This window comes from Paenibacillus sp. N119s (assembly GCF_059447605.1).
The window spans coordinates 1-18099 of record NZ_JCAJRU010000086.1 but is presented as its reverse complement, the minus strand read 5'-3'; the positions used below and the strand labels follow the sequence as shown (position 1 = coordinate 18099).

Genomic DNA, 18099 nt, shown 5'->3' with positions numbered 1-18099 from the left:
TTCGTTTTTTTGTAAAATGATATATAAATGTTTTTTGTTCAAAATTGAAAAGCTGAATTCAGAATTGTAGGAGGGAATTATGAACGATGCATCTAATGTACAGGTTCAAAATCTAAATCCGGAAACAAGTGAAAGTAAAAGTGAAGGTGAAGTTGAGAACAAGGATATTTCAAAAATATTAACGATCATATGGGTTTTTATAATTTATAGTGAGTCTGTCATTCTTCAACATTTGTTCGGTGGTTTAAATCTGCTGCAAAGTTCTTTATTCACTATAATTATCATATTGCACATCCTTTTGTACCTGCATGCTCATAGAGTGGCAAAATATTTTTCATGGGCTTATTTTGTAATACAAGGGGGCTTGATCTTTGTAAGTGCATTTCTTTTACCTGAAAGCTTCTCCATAGTACTGGTGGGTTTAATGCCCGTTTTGGTGGGCCAGAGTATAGGTATTTATTATAAGCCGCTGAAAGTCATTCTTGTATTTTTGATCTCCTACGTTCTTTTTTGTGTGGCTGTGGTCTCTCACAATGACGGCAGGCAGTTTGTACTGTTCATTCCGCTATTTTTTCTAATTGTCGTTGTTATAGTAGCTTATGCGGTTCTTTTTTTCAAACAAGTCAAAGCACGAATCCGCACGCAAAATGTCCTGAAAGAGCTTGAAGCCGCACATCAAAAGGTGGAAGAACTTACAATTGCCAATGAGCGACAACGTATGGCCCGTGATCTGCATGATACGCTGGCTCAAGGGCTCGCTGGGCTAATTATGCAGCTGGAAGCCATTGATGCTCATCTGAGCAAAGGGAGTACACAAAGAGCCCAAGAGATTGTCCAACAATCGATGTCACAAGTACGGAGGACACTGTCTGATTCGAGGCGAGCCATAGACAATTTGCGTTCGAAAACGATCTCGGAAGTTGATTTTGCAGAAGCAGTGGAGGAAGAAATACAGCGATTTACAATGGCTACGAGTATCCGTGTCATACGCAACATTAAAATTAAAGCTTCAGTTCCTAGACTGCTGTTCGAGCATGGACTGTTTATTATAAGCGAGTGTTTAACCAATGTAGCGAAGCATTCACACGCGAATACCGTATGGATTCATATTTTAGATAATGAAGGCAAGATTGAAATTGAGATTCGTGATGATGGAAAAGGATTTGATACGAATATTATTGCCAAGCAAACAGGACATTACGGAATAATAGGGATACATGAACGTGTTCGGATGCTAGGTGGAAGCATAATTATCAACAGTATATTGCAAGCAGGTACAACTATCAAAATAGAGGCGCCTCTTACTAAAGGAGACCTATCATGAAATACAAGATTTTAATTGTCGACGATCATTGGGTCGTTCGAGAAGGATTAAAGCTGGTGTTGGAGACCAATGACAGCTATGAAGTTATTGGCGAGGCCGGAGAAGGTGCAACCGCTCTTAAACTGATCGAGGAGCTTCAACCGGATGTCATATTGCTGGATTTATATATGCCGCAAATGAGTGGCTTGGAAACTATGAAAGCCCTCAGAGAAAAACAAAATGAAACGCCCGTCATTATCCTGACTACCTATAACGAAGATGATTTAATGATTAAGGGACTTTCTTTGGGGGCAAAAGGGTACTTGCTAAAAGACACCAGTCGTGAAAACTTATTTCGCACGATTGAGTCAGCGCTAAGGGGCGAAACACTGCTTCAGCCAGAAATAACAGCAAGGGTGTTCGCTGCAACGAATAAGAAAGAAGCCAAGCTAGAGTCCCGCGAAAGCAGCTTGGTGCTTACTGATAAGGAAAGGCATATATTAAAGTCTGTTGCACACGGTTTTAAAAGCAAGGAAATAGCATTTGATATGGGGATTTCCGAGCGTACCGTAAAGGCGCATTTGACAAATATTTATAACAAGCTTGGTGTTGATTCCAGATCCGAAGCCGTTGCCGTTTCGTTGGAACGTGGGATTTTACAGCTTTAGAAATGTTAACTGAATAAATGTTATTTCATTGCCCAGTCGTACATAAGGTGCTTGCCCCTTTGTACGATTTTTTTTTGTGTCCATTGTTATAACATGAAACAAGCAATGAAAAAAGAAATGAAAAAAGCTTACTTGACCTGCGGGTTGCTGATAGCACCTTTAGAAGAGAGAATCAGGGAGGATGACGTGAAGTTGAAGAGAAAAGGAATCAGGATCATGATTGCAGGGGTTGCATTAGCTATAGTAGCTTCTGGTTGCTCTAGTGCAACGGAGAACGCTGTAACACAAGCAAGTCACCCGGTGAAAGTAGAGAAACTTGTAATGAAACCTTTGGCCAACGATTTTAATCTGGCGGGAACATTGCAGGCAAGTCATGAAGCTAGTGTTTCCTTTGAAGCGGATGGACGTATATTGAACACTATGGTTGAGGTAGGGGATTCCGTAGAAAAAGGGAGTGTCCTTGCGAAGTTAGATACATCTGCCTACCAGCTGCAACTGGATCGGGCCAAGGCCACCATGGAAAAGGCAAAAGCCGGTCTTAGCCAAGCGGAGGCTTCTGTTCAATCGGCACAGGCGGGTATTCATAGTTCACAATCCCAGGTCGATGCGGCCCAGTCGAAATTGCAGGAATTGAATAATGGCGCGAAAAAGCAGGAAATTGCACAGTCACAAAATGCAGTTACCGCGGCCACCAAGGCTTACAATAAGAAAAAAGCGGATGCCGCACGGACGCAAAGCCTGTTCCAGGCAGGTGCAGCCTCATTGTCGGAAAATGAGAATGCACAGCTGGAATTAGCGAATGCACAAAAAAGTTTAAGTGACGCACAAGAGCAGCTGTCTCTCTTGCTTGCGGGAGCCTCGCAGGAGCAACGTGCCCAGGCTTCAGCTGGTGTAGAGCAGGCCAGAGCAGGGCTGGAGACCGCTATGGCTACGAAGCAGCAAGGGCTAGCCAGTAAAGCTCAGGCGCAGGCTACCTACGAGGATGCATTGGCTGCTTATGAACAGTCATCCTTGTCACTTAAAAAGGCTACTTTAACTTCCCCGATCGCTGGCGTAGTCATTGAAAAAAAGGTGTCTGACGGTCAACTGGGCTCCAGTGGGAGCGAGGCATTCGTCGTCGGGAATATCAAGACCTTAAAGGTACTTCTTCCCGTACCGGACAGCGAAATCTTATCGTGGAAGAAAAACCAGAAAGTAAATGTATCACTCTACAATGAAATTAGAACAGGGACCGTTACTCAGATCTACCCATCAACGAATGCGAAAACGGGCAGTATTAATGTGGAAGTCAGCCTGCCCAACCCTGAACTGGATTGGAAACCTGGACAAGTCATCAGCGCAGCTAAAAGTGTGAATCAATCGGAAGCACTGTTAGTGCCTGTAGAATCCGTGATTAGCACAGGAAGTGACCCTTATATTTTTAAAGCAGTAAATGGTAAGGCCGTTAAAACCACGATTAAAGTGGGAAAAGTGACGAATAATCAATTCGAAGTTCTCTCCGGACTACAGGCAGGCGATCAAATTGTTACCCAAGGAGCAGGAACCTTGTTTAATGGCGATGTAATTGGGAATGATGTGCTTGGGAAATCGGAGGAGTCGTCCGAATGATTAAATATATCGTTAAAAAACAAAAAATTACGCTCATTTTCTTTGGCATGTGCATACTGCTAGGACTCTTTAATTTTACATCGTTACCCAAACAGGAGCAGCCTGATGTTATTCCCATGACCGCCAGTGTTACAACAGTCTATCCGGGTGCCTCACCTGAGAGAGTCGAGCAGACCATTACTAAAGTCATGGAACAGAAAATTAAAGCTGTACAAGGTGTCAAAACGATTTCTTCCACTTCATCGAAAGGCCAATCCAGTATCATCATAGAAGCTTTGAATGATGCGGACCCGACAAAGGTATGGGAAGATCTACGTACAAAGGTGCAGGATGCACAATCCGAGCTTCCAGACGATGCGATGCAGCCTATAATCAATGATAGCATGACCAGCTCTTTTATTGGTTCATATGCGATCACCTCTGATAAGGTTGAGGATTTGTACTCATTAAATGAATTAATGAACAAATGGAAAGATCAATTAAAAACCGTCCCTGGTATTTCGCAAGTTAATATTCAAGGAATACCTGAGCAAGAGGTACGAGTCAGTTTAGACACGCAAAAGATGCAACAATATAACATCTCCTGGGAACAAGTCGTTCAAGCGATCAAGGACGAGAATGACAGAGTGCCTACAGGGAGTATGGATTTCAATGAGCGTACTTACCAGCTGACGGTGAATGCCTCAACGGATCCATCGATTCTAAATAACGTTCAGATTTCAAGCAATGACGATGGATTCCCGATATTTTTGAAGGATATAGGTACTGCCTCGCTTGTTTTTAAAAAAGCAGCTAGTTATACGTATGTGAATACGAAGCCTGCTATTTCGATCAGCGTAAGCGGAGATATAGGGACAGATGTGCCGACAGTATCTAAAGCAACCACAGCTAAAATCAATCAGCTTGCGAGCAGTCTGCCGAAAAATGTACATTTTGAGCTGCTTTTCGCCCAAAATGATCGAGTGAGCGAAATATTTGGAAACCTGACCAAAGAGATGATGATCGCTATTTTATCGGTCATTGTGATATGTACTTTAGGCTTGAATTTGCTGACTTCTGCATTTGTGGCGTTGGCCATTCCTGTTTCCATCGCCATCGGCTTTATTTTCTTGCCTATGACAGGAACTACGCTGAATCAAATTTCAGTCATCGGGCTCATCATCGTGCTGGGGATATTAGTTGATGATGCTGTCGTGGTCAATGACAACATTGAACGCCGACGCTCTGAATTTGGGGAAAATGCGACAGAGGCGGCCATTAAAGGAACCAAAGAGGTATCCTTATCGATCATTACAGCTACGCTAGCTACGGTTGCAGCATTTGCCCCGCTGTTATTCCTGCCGGGTAATATCGGAGACTTTATTAAACCGATCCCTACCGTTATCTCGTTAACGATGCTGGCTTCGATGATTATGTCGCTAACGATTATTCCCATTTTCCGTCAATGGTATGATCAACGCCGTAAAGGGAAACAGAGTAACCAAGCAGTTAAGCCGCCTGGGCTTCTGGGTCATCAAATCCAGTCTCTATCCAACGTGTACTCTAAAAATTGGATGCCAAGAATACTGCGGCGTCCGCTTTTAACAGCGTTGGTCGGTCTTATGATGGGTACGGCAGCTTATGGGCTACTAGCGCTTGTTCCCATTCAGTTATTTCCCGAATCCGATCAAGCGGATGCCACGATCAGCGTGACCATGCCGGAAGGAACGTCGTTGCAGGCAACCAATCGGGTTATTAACGAGATTGGGATGTGGGTCAAAAAACAGCCAGAAACAGAACGGCTGTCAGCAACGGCAGGTGGAGGAGCGCCTCAAATGTACAGCGATGTTGCAGGCGGTCACGGCTCCGGGGGAGCGGTCAACGGTCAACTTGCTGTCGTTGGAAAAGAGGGACTATTTGATCTTCAGAAAACAGTGGATAATTGGACTCATACGCTGCAAGCCAAATATCCATCTGCATTGATCAGCATTCGGGTTCCTCAATTAGGTATCCCGGTCGGCAGTGCGGTGTCTATCCGAGTGAAGGGGGAGGATATTGATAAACTGCAAAAGATGACAGCTAAAGTCAAAGAAATAGTTGCAGGCACCCCTGGAGCAATAGACGTGACCGATAATATGGGGATGCAAAGCTATAATCTGAATTTCCAAGTCAATCCACAAGCGTTGGATAAATATCGGGTTACCTATTCTAATTTGACGCGAACTCTGCTGTTAATGGGGGATGGGGTCAATGTTACGGATTTTGATACAGGTAAGGAATTGCTGGATATAAATGTATACATGAATAAACCAAACGATGATCCTGAGGTATTGTTTCAACAATTAAGCGTGACCAATGCGGCAAAAGAGCAAATTCCATTATCCCAGTTAGTCACGATGAAACCGGGCTTTTCCATTCAGCAAATCCATCGCTATGATTTGGAACGGACGGTTACGATCTCAGCCAATGCGAATGGGCGTACGGCTACAGAACTTACTAATGACATTCGTAGCAAACTAACGAACACACAGTTTGAACCAGGCTACACTTGGGAGATGGGAGGAGAAACATCCGCGCAATCTGATATTTTTAAAGATTTGGGCAAGTTAGCCATTATCGTTGTTTTTCTTATCCTGCTCTTGATCACGATGCAGTTTTACTCCATCTCCACACCGCTCATTATTATGACCACTGTGTATCTGGCAGCGGCAGGCGGTATTCTTGGAAGCTTTATTTCGGGCATGCCCATTGGATTCATGAGTATTATGGGGATCATTTCACTGGCCGGTATCGTCGTGCGTAACGGTATTGTGCTGATAGAGTTTATTGAAGATGCGCGCCGTGAAGGAGCTGATCTGACAGACGCCATTCTGATGGCATGTTCTGCCCGTTTCCGCCCGATCTTGCTTACTTCGCTAACTGCGATTGTAGGTATGATCCCTATTGCCACAATAGGGGAGATTCTCTTCAAACCGTTGGCAACGACTATTATCTTCGGATTGATCTTTTCCACCATTTTAACCTTGTTTGTCGTTCCGACACTGTATATGGTCGTAGCTCATCTGAAGCTAAAACGGAAGCAGAAGCAGGAAAAGTCTATAAATAACGATAGCTCATTGACCTTGTAAGTAAACACAGAAAAGAATATGCTTTAATTTTCCTTTTAGAGAATGGATCGTACATGAGGCGAAGGTCTTCATGTACGATCTTTTTATTTGTTGACACAGTCAACAAATGTCATTACTATAATTGTTGCAAAAGTCCACTAAATAGGGGGAGTTATGGTCAATATAGATGCTAATATCATAGCGGATATGAGGCGTTTTAATCGGTTCTATACGAATTTACTTGGTGTTTTAGATAGACATGTGCTGGATAGTGGATATTCCTTTACCGAGGCACGTGTCATTATAGAGATCGGGTTGATCGAGCCATGTATTGCGAATACGCTGGTCGAATCTCTTAAAATTGATCGCAGCTATATGAGCAGGATCATTGCTAAATTTTGCAAAGAGGGCTTTCTTGTTAAGGAAAATTCAACGTTGGATAATAGAACAAATCTGATTCGTCTGACACCCAAAGGAAAAACGTTCTACAACCAATTGAATGAAAGGTCTGATGAACAAATTTTACGATTAGTTCAAGGACTTTCAGAAGAAGAGATTCAACAGTTACATGCTTCTATGTTGTTAATTCAGAAGAAATTGGATATTTCGGAGAGGATACAGAATGATACGATTTGAATGCGACTATACCGAAGGTGCCCATGAACGTATATTACAGCGATTACTGGAGACGAATGAGGAACAGACGCCAGGCTATGGTACGGACGATCATTGTGCAAAAGCCAGATCTTATATTAAAAAGGCATGTGACTCTGAAAATGCGGATGTACACTTTTTAGTTGGAGGTACACAGACCAATACAACGGTCATTTCTTCGATTTTGCGTCCGCATCAAGGCGTGATTGCGGCAGTTTCTGGACATATTGGTGTGCATGAGACCGGAGCAATTGAGGCTACTGGACATAAAGTACTAACATTACCAAGCGAGGATGGGAAAATCCGGGGTGAACAGGTAAAGGAACTGTACGACGCTCACTGGCGTGATGCTGCTCCTGAGCATTGTGTACAGCCCGGGATGGTCTATATTTCTCAACCGACCGAGAATGGAACGATCTATAGCCGATCCGAGCTAGAAGTGTTAAGTAGAGTCTGTCGTGAATGTGATTTACCGCTATTTATAGATGGGGCCCGCTTAGGATATGGATTGGTTGCAGAGGATAACGATGTATCTTTAGCAAATATCGCACAGCTGTGCGATGTGTTTTATATTGGCGCTACAAAAATTGGAGCCATGATGGGAGAAGCCATCGTTATCCTAAATGATGCTTTGAAAAAAGATTTCAGATATATGATCAAGCAAAAAGGAGGACTGCTGGCTAAGGGCAGAATGCTGGGCATTCAGTTTGAAACGCTGTTTGAGGACGGTTTATATTTTGAGATTTCCAAACACGCCATAGATATGGCCATGTTGCTGCAAAAAGGATTATCCGAGCAAGGTTTTTCTTTCCTGTATCATTCTACAACCAATCAGCAGTTTCCGATTATATCAGATCGTATATTACAGGCGTTGAGCGAAAAATATACTTATTCCTTTTGGGAAAAGGTTGATGATACACATACTGCTGTTCGATTCTGCACCAGTTGGGCCACGAAGAAAGAAAATATTGAAATGCTACTTCAGGATATCAAAGCATTACAATAGAGGTCACGGATAAACGATCAGTATCATCTTGAAGAGGTAAAATAAATGATGAAATAGGCCATACCCCGTTGCATACATTGCAGCGAAGGATGGCTTTTTTGTCGTGTAAATGACCTAATCTAGGCGGCTCGTCTTTAGTTCCATGAAAGAGCAAGCAGATATAAAAATGGAGAAAAGAGACAAGAGTGGATGTATAAAATCAGCGCCTAATTATTTACACTGAATACCTAACGAACCTGTTTACGGTATTGCAGAGGGGAGCGCCCGGTTATTTTTTTAAAAATTTTATTAAAATGGGAAGCATGACCGAAGCCGACATCCTCTGCAATATGCTGGATTTTGTCCTTGGTGGTTCGCAGTCTGGTTTGAGCCGCCCTGACCCTCACTACGCGGATGTATTCGCTGAAATGAAAGCCAGTCAATTTTAGAAAGATGCGGCTTAGGTAAGCTGGACTAATAAAAAAGCAGGCGGCCACTTGTTCGAGAGTTAACGGCTCGCTGAAATGATTCTGAATAAAAGACGAAATTTCTGTGATTTTCTGATGCATGGGATGAGAGGAAACAAGGTCACTACGCTCGGCTGCTTCTGATCGGTGCACGAGGATGAGCATTTCCAGCAGCAAATACTGTACACAACGGTCATGCAGAGGCTGCTTGTTTCTACATTCGCTATTCATTTGCAGGAACAGCCGTTCCACTTCGACTTGTTCTCTAGCGGGTAAGCGAAGCAACGCGGATTGCTGATACGGCGGTAAATCCAGAATGTCACGATCCTGCTGTGGGAGAAACGTCGGAGAAAAATGAATCAAAATGCGTTCAGTTTCCTCCAACTGCGTGCAGGCGGTAGAGTGTAAATCATGAGGGAGGATGAATATCAGATCGCCCTTGCGAGCGGTGTATACCTTGCCATTCATAAAGTAGATGCGTTCGCCCTGCAGCAAAAAATACAGCTCATAGTTCTCATGAACATGAGGTGTGGGCATAACAGTGAAGCCGGTACGGTAGATGTGATGAATGGAGAATTGTTGTTCTCCGATGACATATTTGTCTTCCTTGATTTCATTCATGTGCTTCTTCCTTTGCCAATTAAGATAAGTAAGCGCATTCATATAACCTTAGTATATATGACACTTGCCCACGGTAAAAGCAGAAAAGATTGATGAAAGGAGGTGAAGTGATTTCTGATCGTCTCGGATCATTCTTTTATAAAAGTGTGCGCTGATGTGAAAGAAACTCTTGGGGAGGAAACAGAATATGAGCAAGCAACGTACATGGAAAAGGGTGCTATGTAATGTGGTTGTAGGTTCAATGTTGTTGACCTTGTGCCCGCCACTGATCCAAGCAGAGACTGCGGTAGGAACAGAGTTGGCAAAAGTGGAAAAGGTAGAAAAAATAGCGACGAATATTCCGGCGTTTCCGGGGGCTGAGGGTGGCGGTAAATATGTTACCGGCGGGCGCGGAGGTGAAGTATACGAAGTTACCACGCTGGCAGACTACGGCAAAGGTGAGCAGATGATCCCCGGATCTCTTCGTGCAGCGGTCAGATCCGATAATCGGACGGTCGTATTCCGGGTGGGTGGAACCATTCATCTTAAGGAACCACTTAAAATCTTGGGTAACAACCTCACGATAGCGGGTCAGACAGCTCCTGGCGACGGCATAACTGTAAGCGATTACACGACAGGGATTGACGCAGATAATGTTATTCTCCGTTACCTGCGTTTTCGATTAACCGACCGTTACTCCAGCGAGGATGACGCTTTAGGTTCCAGATATCATAAAAATATTATGATTGATCACTGTTCCTTTAGCTGGTCGGTGGATGAGGTGCTAAGTCTGTACGATAACGTAAATACGACGGTACAATGGTCCATTGCGTCCGAAAGTATGCTAATGACCACGCACCAGAAAGGTCGTCACGGCTATGGCGGCATATGGGGTGGTCGAAATTCCACCTATCATCATAACTTGCTGGCTCACAACGCAAGCCGCAATCCGCGTTTCCCAACCGATAAAAAACAAATCGATGCTGTGGAAATGACCAATAACGTCATTTATAATTGGGGATTTTTCTCTTCCTATGGCGGCGGTGAAGGATCGTATAATGTGCTGAATAACTATTATAAGTATGGTCCCAACACATATAAGGATGTTCGCGGTCAAATCTTTGTAGACGTGGGAAGTAAAAAATATAAAACACGTATGTTTATTGGTGGCAACTACATGTATGGGAACGATTCGGTTACCCAAGACAACTGGCAGCTTGGAACGTCCATTGGGTCGATTATTGATCCTTCCACTCGTTTGGCGGAGCCGATTGAAGTTAGAGGGGAATACGACAACGGAATTTCACCGGATGCGTACGGTCCATATCAAGCGACAGATGCACAGACCGCTTATGCTGAGGTGCTTGCTGGTTCAGGAGCGACGTTACCCAGAAGAGATGCGGTGGACGCCCGCATTATGAATGATGTGAAGAATGGAACGGGTGCATTTATCAACTCCCCACGGGAAGCAGGGTGGATTTACGATGATTATAGCGTAACCAACACGGAGCTTACTGACAGTGATCGTGATGGCATGCCGGATGAATGGGAACGTGCCTATGCTCTGGACCCCAAAAATGCAGACGACCGTAACGGTCAGGAGCTTGCCGGCACAGGGGAGTATGCTCATTTTGCCAAGGGCTACACGAATCTGGAGGTCTATTTGAATGATCTCATTGCGAAGCTGTCCAATGGAAGTGAGGTGGATAATTCGGAGGCCGCCGTACAGGTATCGGATGAAGGCGGACGTTCATTGAAGCATAACGATACTTTGGAAGCGGGACGTAATGCGACCATAACTGCAACGGCCAAGGACCAAGATGGCATTGCTCACGTTGAATTTATCATTGACGGCAAACTCGCCGGAAAAGTAGAAAATGCGCCTTATCAAATCGATTGGAACCATGTGACGGACGGTACCCACTACATTGTTGCACGGGTGACAGACCGCAAAGGCACTGCTGCATTTTCCAATCCTGTCACCATCCATGTCAACACGACTGCACCAACGGGAAGCTGGCTCAGCGAAGAGGTTGGCTCTGAAGGCAACGATGGCTATATCCAAGGGCATACTCAGGTATTAAAAGAAGATGCAAACGGCAGCAGCATACGCCTAAAATCGGCGGGGGACATTGACGGTCAGGCTGATCTTTTCCATTATGCTTATCAGAAATGGGAGGGAGACGGCGAAATTACAGCCCGTGTGGAGAAGATTACTCCTGTAGACGATAATGCCGAAGCAGGTGTAATGATTCGTGAATCACTGAAGCCTGGATCAAAAATGGCCTTTATGTCTTTAGCATTTGTTAAATATGGCAAACAGGGCATTCTTATCAGTCGTGATCAAACGGATGGTAAAACGAAACGCGCGTCAATGGAGACGTTTATTACAACGCCATATGCGGTTCGTCTGGTGCGACAAGGACAAAAGCTTACCGGATGGGTATCCGCCGACGGTGTGACGAACTGGGAGAAGGTTGGTGAAACCGTTATAGATTTGCCAGATCATCAAGCGCTATTATTCGGGCTAGCTACCGATGCATCCAAACAGCAAAACGATGTATGGAATTACAATACATCGGAATTCAGCAATGTCACGGTCCGCAAGCTAACAGGCTCAGGAGGAACCTCTCCTACTAGTGTGGTTGTATCGACCTATGGCCCTGCTGACTATACATCCCTCCAGGCAGCTATTGATGCAGTCCCTGACAACAGCAACACAAGGACTGTGATCCATCTCAAAAACGGTACGTACCGTGAAAAGATAAAGGTGAACTCCTCCAAAAAAAATCTGAGCATTATCGGAGAAGATCGAGACAAAACGATCATTGCTTTTGATGATACGGCTAAAACGGTGGTGAACGGAAAAGAATTAGGAACGAGCAATAGTTATACCATGCGTGTGCAAAGTCCTGATTTTGTATTGGAAAATGTGACGGTCGCCAACACAGAAGGAACCGGACAGGTGCAGGCTGTAGCGTTATATGCCGAAGGTGACCGTGGCAAGTATCACAATGTCAAAATTACTGGCCTACAGGATACATTGCTTGTGAACCGTGGCAGACAGTATTTTAAGGACAGCTACATCAGTGGCAGTGTTGATTTTATATTTGGCAATGCACCTGCCGTATTTGATAATTCGATCATACACAGCCTGCGTGCCGGGTATGTGACAGCAGCTTCAACAGAAGAGAACCAGCCGGGTTTTGTATTTACTCAGTGTCGTCTGACAAGCGAGGCTGGATTGACAGGCAAGGTGGATCTTGGGCGGCCTTGGCGGTCTTACGCTCATGTTACTTTTTTAAAGACCTATATGGATGATCATATCAAGCCAGGTGGCTGGAACAATTGGGGGAAGGAATCCAATGAGCAGACCGCAAGATTTGGAGAGTTCGACAACTTTGGACCAGGTGCAGAAAGTAGCGGGCGTGTACGTTGGGCCAAACAGCTTACGGCTGACGAAGCCAACCAGTACACCGTTGAAGCTGTTCTGAGCGGGACCGATCATTGGGATTGGCGTCTATAAATCTGATGTGAGGTATTGAATCAACCCATCTATAAACAACAGGCCCATGTCATTGGACAATCACTCCGTCAGGCTGGCGGTTATATGTATTCGGCTGATGCAATTATGAGTCGTTTTTCTACTATAGAGATATAGGGTGTGTGTACGGCAGCCCCCGCGTTTAGCCAATCAGGATTATGCGTGGCATAATCGTCATAAAAGCAGCACGTAACCGGACTTTGGCTTCTCGTCTAGATTACGTGCTGCTTCTTGTATTGGCGTCGTCCTATAGACTGTGATTTCTTTCGTGTAGAGCAGCCGATTTGTCAAACTCTAATTTTTTTGAAATCGCCAGCAGACCAAGACAGCAGAGGATCAGGAATAAGCATATCCAATAGGAGTTTCGATAACCCATCCATTGAGCGAACAATCCGCCTAGCAAGCTCCCGGCCAGTCTTCCGATTGTTGTCGCATTGGAATACAGCGTCGAGGCGTATCCAGGGAGAGCTGGCAACAAGTCCTGCATATAGCTGATACCAATTGCTGAAATTACTGCAACAAAGAAGGCTAGAAGAAGCTGCCCCGCGAATAGTTGCCACATCTCTGTAGACATAAGGACGAGTAGATAATAGACAACGGCTGTTAAAGCCCCTAAAAATATAAGTAAATGGTTGGAGTATTTGGCTGCTAGTACGCCCAGCATGAGCATCAAGGGGATTTCCAAAATGGCGCAAATACTGGCTACTAGAGCAACGTCACTCGTGTTACCTTTTAAATTGTGAATAATGAACAAGGAAATATTCAAACTATTCATCCAGTGAGATGTATAAAGCAAAGTAAGAACGGAGAAGGGGATCAGAATTTCAATATTTTTATGTAATGAAATGTGATGAAGTGAAAGTTGATCCTTATGTTTAAGCTGAACAGGAGTCGGCTTGATAAAAAAGAATAGCAGAACGGCAATAAGTACAAAAATAGAGGTCGTACCGACAAAAATACCTTTAAAACCCGTATGTGCAATCAAGAAGGAACCAAAGAGCGGTCCGGTAATAAAGCCAAGCGAGAACATAGAACGAAGTGTTGAATTTGCAAAGGCGTGATCCGCAGATTTACTGCGATCTACCGCCTCGCGGGCACTGGCAAATAACTGAGGCATTCCAGGGGCACCCATAGCCGTAAAGATAGTCATATAGACAAAAAGTATATAAAAATTTTGGATTACAAGATATCCTGCGAAGGCTATTGCATTAAATAACGTACACATCACTAAAATTTGCTTGCGGTCCAATCCGGTATCGGAGCGTTTGGCAATAAGGGAGCTTATCCATATACCACAAATCAAAGTCACCGCTGTAAATACACCAAAGGTTCCCACAGATACGCCAAGTGTACCTGTAAAATATACGGCTAAAAAAGGTGCACTTATGGAAATAGCCATACCTTGCAATAACATACAGGTCATGAATAGCGGATAATTGGGGATAACGAAAAGATTTTGAACACGCTTTAGCATTTCATTTTTACACCCCTTCCAATTTAAAAGCAGAACAATACATACCTATCCTAACTAAACTATATATGACTTTAGCATAATTTGTATATTTTCATTGTATAAAATATTATATAATTTTTTCCACTTTGATGAGCAACTTCGACTTTTCACTTAGGATGTGCATTAAGGGCTGAAGCGATCTGCGAACTGCTTGATCAGTTCATTCAATGTTCCAGCGGCCTTCGTAGGAAGGCGGTGATCAGCTTTTTTAATGAAAACCAGCTCACTCTTCGGTAATTGCTGATGCAATAGGTTGGCATAACGATGGAAATGTTGATCCTCTTTACCATAAACGAGCAGGACGGGAAGCTGAATTTCCCCCAGTCGTGAGGTACAGTTGTACTTCAAGCTGTAACGGTAAAATTGCTCAACATTCCTGGGATTTCCCTTCTTCGCATCGTTAAATAACCTGCGAAATAAAGATAATCGTTTCGTTTGTGACCAAGCGTTAGAAAGGGCAATTGTACCAACTGCACCGATCTTTGAAAGAGCAATGCCCAACGAAATTTTGTTTCTTAGCCGCCATTCATTTACCTCTGACATCCCACTGATCACAATCCCTCCCCATACCCGATCTGGATAAGTTAAGAGGAATTCTAATACGATCGAGCCTCCGATCGAATATCCACACAAAAATACCTTGTCCAAGTTCAACCGATCCATTAAATGTTTAATATCCTCTACAATGAGCGGGTAAGTAATCGTTTGCTCGGAAGGCAGGCTTTTACCGTGTCCTCTGATGTCAAAAGCGATCGTTCGAAAATAGGGCGATAACCCTTGGATCTGGTATGTGAAACTTAAGCTTGTGAGCACTGGAGGGTGAATGAATAGGATGGCCGTTCCTTCGCCGGAATCTATATAATGCATAGAGTATTCGTGTAAGTTTGTTGTAGTCATCGTTATACTCTCTTCCTAAATGGTTTTGATTTTTAAATTTGACCTATTAGATCTAAAAAATTCATTGGAGTTGTAACTTTGTTGCAGGTGTCCCCTTTTTATCCCAATGATCTAATGTAGGAATAAATTTTTTAGTGCAAGAAAAAATAATAAGAAGAAGGGGATTGTTTTTCTAAAAAAGGGGACGCATATATGGGCATGAAAAATAAAGTTACCATTGTACTAATGCTAAGTTTATTGTTATTGATCTTGGGCTGTAGGGCGGACTCTGGTCAACAGCTAAAGCAACAGAGTGTGAAGCCGCATGTCGCTGTAAATCAAATTGGCAAAAAACCGGTCATTGTGGTCTTGATTGATTCTTTAATGGATAAGCCTTTGCAAGAAGCGATGCAAGAAGGCCGTGCACCCGCAATGCGATTTCTCCTTTGTAAAGGGCAATACTTCCCACATGTAGTGAGTTCATTTCCCACGATGTCTGTAACAATCGACAGTACATTGTTAACGGGAACGTATGCTGACCAACACCATGTGCCTGGTCTCGTTTGGTACAGTGACCCCCAGAAACGCATGATTTTTTATGGCAATGGTATCAAAGAAGCGTTGAAGATAGACCAACTGCAAGTATTTATGGATGCAATTTACCAATTAAATCAAGTTCATTTGAACAAAAAAACGAAAACCTTACATGAAGATTTGGCTAACAAAGGGAAAGAATCCGCGTCCATCAATGCTATTGTTTTTAGGGGGAATACGAAACATGCTTTAAAAGTGCCTGACATCATAGCCAATAGCAACAGGGTGCCAGAACAAATGACAGTCACAGGACCCAAATGGTTATCCTATGCAGCTCTGGCACAATTGAACCCGAAAAATAGCTGGAACACTCCTGTGTGGAAAAAATTCGGGATGAATGACGAATTTTCCGCAAAGGATACGGCCTTTCTAATCAGTCAGAAAAAACTTCCACACGTAACCATCACCTACTTCCCAGAGAATGATAATTTGGCGCATAGAAAGGGTCCCACTCAACTAAAGGGAATTGAAAAAGCGGACAAAGCACTGCAAACTGTGTTGAACGCATACGGTTCATGGGGAGAGGCTGCAAACAGTGCGATTTGGATTGTCATGGGTGACAGCGCGCAAAGCGCTGTATATGATGATCGACAGGCAGCCACTGTTGATTTAAGACCTCATTTGAGCCATTACCGTATTGCAAAATTAAATCAACCCGTAAGAAATGATGACCAAATCGTGATTGCCGCTAATGAACGGATGGCCTATATCTATGCCATTAACAATAACGTGGATTTGTCTGAGGTGGTGCAGTCTTTACAGCATGAGGATAAGCTCGACATTATTGCTATGAAAGATGGCAAAAATAATATTCATATTACAAAGGGGAAAAATGGTGGTCTGTTTTCTTATCGTCCCGGTGGGAAATTGACCGATGAATATGGACAATCATGGACATTATCGGGTGAAACGAATCTAGTGGATATTACGCTCCATAACAACCGGATCAAATATGGAAGATATCCAGACGTTTTGGCGAGACTACACGGGGCAATAAATTCACATGAAGGGAGATATGTTGTCGTCACAGTCCAACCGGGCTATGAACTCGTCGGCGAAAGTTCCCCTACCCACATCGGAGGGGGTGCCCATGGATCGCTGCACGAAAAAGATTCCCTTGTCCCGTTAATTATTTCTGGAACGAATACACGACCCAAAACCCTGCGCATCGTTGATATAAAAGACTGGATTATGCAATTGGTGAACAAATAAGTATTGAGCGTTCTTGATATTAAAATTGAGCTCTATTAGTATGTAAGCATTAGTTATATAATCGAAAGACGTCACACATTGGATCAACTAGGTTATATAGCCGACCAGTTTTTAATATAAGTATATATTTATAAGGAAATGTAAATGTAATGGAGGGTTTTAGAACATTGATTTTTTTGGCATGTATTATATTCTTAGTCACTTTAGTATTGGTCATTTGGCAGCCTAAACATCTGTCCATTGGGTGGTCTGCGTGCGGCGGTGCCATACTCGCCTTGTTGGTGGGGGTAGTGGATTTGCATGATGTTTGGGAAGTTACCCGAATGGTCTGGAATGCAACACTGGCTTTTGTTGCCATTATTCTGATTTCATTAGTCCTTGATAAAATTGGTTTCTTCGAATGGGCAGCACTTCATATGGCACGGATAGCCCGTGGAAGCGGAACCCGAATGTTTGTCTATGTGAGCGTCCTGGGTGCCATAGTTGCTGCCTTTTTTGCCAATGATGGAGCGGCTTTAATTTTAACTCCAATTGTACTGGCGATGGTTCGGGCACTGAAATTGGATGAGAAAATGGTGTTTCCCTTTATCATAGCAAGCGGATTTATTGCAGATACGACGTCGCTTCCGCTAGTAGTCAGCAACCTCGTTAATATTGTGTCAGCCGATTTCTTTGGAATCAGTTTTATGGAATATGCGAGTCGTATGATTATACCTAATCTGTTTTCCTTAGCGGCTAGTATCGTGGTACTGTATCTCTTTTTTCGCAAAAGAATTCCTAAAACGTTTGATGCGACACAGTTAATCACGCCTGCAACTGCGATAAAAGATCCAAAGATGTTCCGTATGTCCTGGATCGTTCTCACAATATTGTTGATTGGCTACTTTGTATGCGAATTTTTTGACATTCCCGTCTCGGTGGTGGCTGGTATCATTGCCATCCTTTTCTTGCTGATGGCTAGAAAAAGTCCTGTGGTACCCATGAAAGAA

Annotated in this window: 12 protein-coding genes; 9 read left to right on the top strand and 3 right to left on the bottom strand. The window is 43.6% G+C overall.

The genetic code is table 11. The features are described 5' to 3' along the window. Positions 1–79: 79 nt before the first annotated feature. The 6 genes from AC5V8P_RS12020 (at position 80) to AC5V8P_RS11995 (ending at position 8325) form a co-directional block, all read left to right on the top strand. Positions 80–1324 (top strand): sensor histidine kinase, encoded by a 1245-nt coding sequence (locus AC5V8P_RS12020; RefSeq protein ID WP_064797290.1) that lies wholly within the window; start codon positions 80–82, stop codon positions 1322–1324. Beyond that, the gene (locus tag AC5V8P_RS12015; protein WP_025674660.1) at positions 1321–1971 is read left to right on the top strand and encodes a response regulator; all 651 of its coding nucleotides are present in this window, start codon (positions 1321–1323) and stop codon (positions 1969–1971) included. Before AC5V8P_RS12020 ends, AC5V8P_RS12015 begins: the two co-directional genes overlap by 4 nt. A gap of 186 nt (positions 1972–2157) precedes the next feature. Next, positions 2158–3579, top strand: coding sequence for an efflux RND transporter periplasmic adaptor subunit (locus tag AC5V8P_RS12010; protein WP_064797334.1), 1422 nt, complete (start codon positions 2158–2160; stop codon positions 3577–3579). Continuing rightward, positions 3576–6686 (top strand): efflux RND transporter permease subunit, encoded by a 3111-nt coding sequence (locus tag AC5V8P_RS12005; protein ID WP_064797289.1) that lies wholly within the window; start codon positions 3576–3578, stop codon positions 6684–6686. The genes AC5V8P_RS12010 and AC5V8P_RS12005 overlap by 4 nt, the downstream gene beginning before the upstream one ends. Positions 6687–6839: 153 nt before the next feature. Then, the gene (locus AC5V8P_RS12000) at positions 6840–7301 is read left to right on the top strand and encodes a MarR family winged helix-turn-helix transcriptional regulator (protein ID WP_063212887.1); all 462 of its coding nucleotides are present in this window, start codon (positions 6840–6842) and stop codon (positions 7299–7301) included. Further along, the gene (locus tag AC5V8P_RS11995; RefSeq protein ID WP_064797288.1) at positions 7288–8325 is read left to right on the top strand and encodes a threonine aldolase family protein; all 1038 of its coding nucleotides are present in this window, start codon (positions 7288–7290) and stop codon (positions 8323–8325) included. Before AC5V8P_RS12000 ends, AC5V8P_RS11995 begins: the two co-directional genes overlap by 14 nt. 227 nt (positions 8326–8552) lie before the next feature. On the opposite strand, the gene AC5V8P_RS11990 is transcribed toward AC5V8P_RS11995, so the two are convergent. Then, complete coding sequence (locus tag AC5V8P_RS11990; protein ID WP_064797287.1) at positions 8553–9392, bottom strand: helix-turn-helix transcriptional regulator; 840 nt, start codon at positions 9390–9392, stop codon at positions 8553–8555. A gap of 187 nt (positions 9393–9579) precedes the next feature. Between AC5V8P_RS11990 and AC5V8P_RS11985 the strand changes: the two genes are divergently transcribed. After that, positions 9580–12897: a pectinesterase family protein gene (locus tag AC5V8P_RS11985; RefSeq protein ID WP_064797286.1), complete on the top strand. Its 3318-nt coding sequence runs from the start codon at positions 9580–9582 to the stop codon at positions 12895–12897. A 265-nt stretch (positions 12898–13162) separates the two neighbouring features. Here the strand turns inward: AC5V8P_RS11985 and AC5V8P_RS11980 are convergent, their stop codons facing one another. Further along, positions 13163–14389, bottom strand: a complete 1227-nt coding sequence (locus AC5V8P_RS11980) for a sugar efflux transporter (RefSeq protein WP_064797285.1) — start codon at positions 14387–14389, stop codon at positions 13163–13165. A 162-nt stretch (positions 14390–14551) separates the two neighbouring features. Continuing rightward, the gene (locus tag AC5V8P_RS11975) at positions 14552–15325 is read right to left on the bottom strand and encodes an alpha/beta fold hydrolase (RefSeq protein ID WP_064797284.1); all 774 of its coding nucleotides are present in this window, start codon (positions 15323–15325) and stop codon (positions 14552–14554) included. Between the two features lie 192 nt (positions 15326–15517). Here AC5V8P_RS11975 and AC5V8P_RS11970 point away from each other — a divergent pair, with 192 nt between their 5' ends. Together AC5V8P_RS11970 and AC5V8P_RS11965 are read left to right on the top strand one after the other, a co-directional pair. Beyond that, complete coding sequence (locus AC5V8P_RS11970) at positions 15518–17110, top strand: alkaline phosphatase family protein (RefSeq protein WP_081276838.1); 1593 nt, start codon at positions 15518–15520, stop codon at positions 17108–17110. 167 nt (positions 17111–17277) lie between these two features. Then, on the top strand, positions 17278–18099 hold an 822-nt coding region (locus tag AC5V8P_RS11965), incomplete at its 3' end, for an ArsB/NhaD family transporter (RefSeq protein ID WP_495473646.1).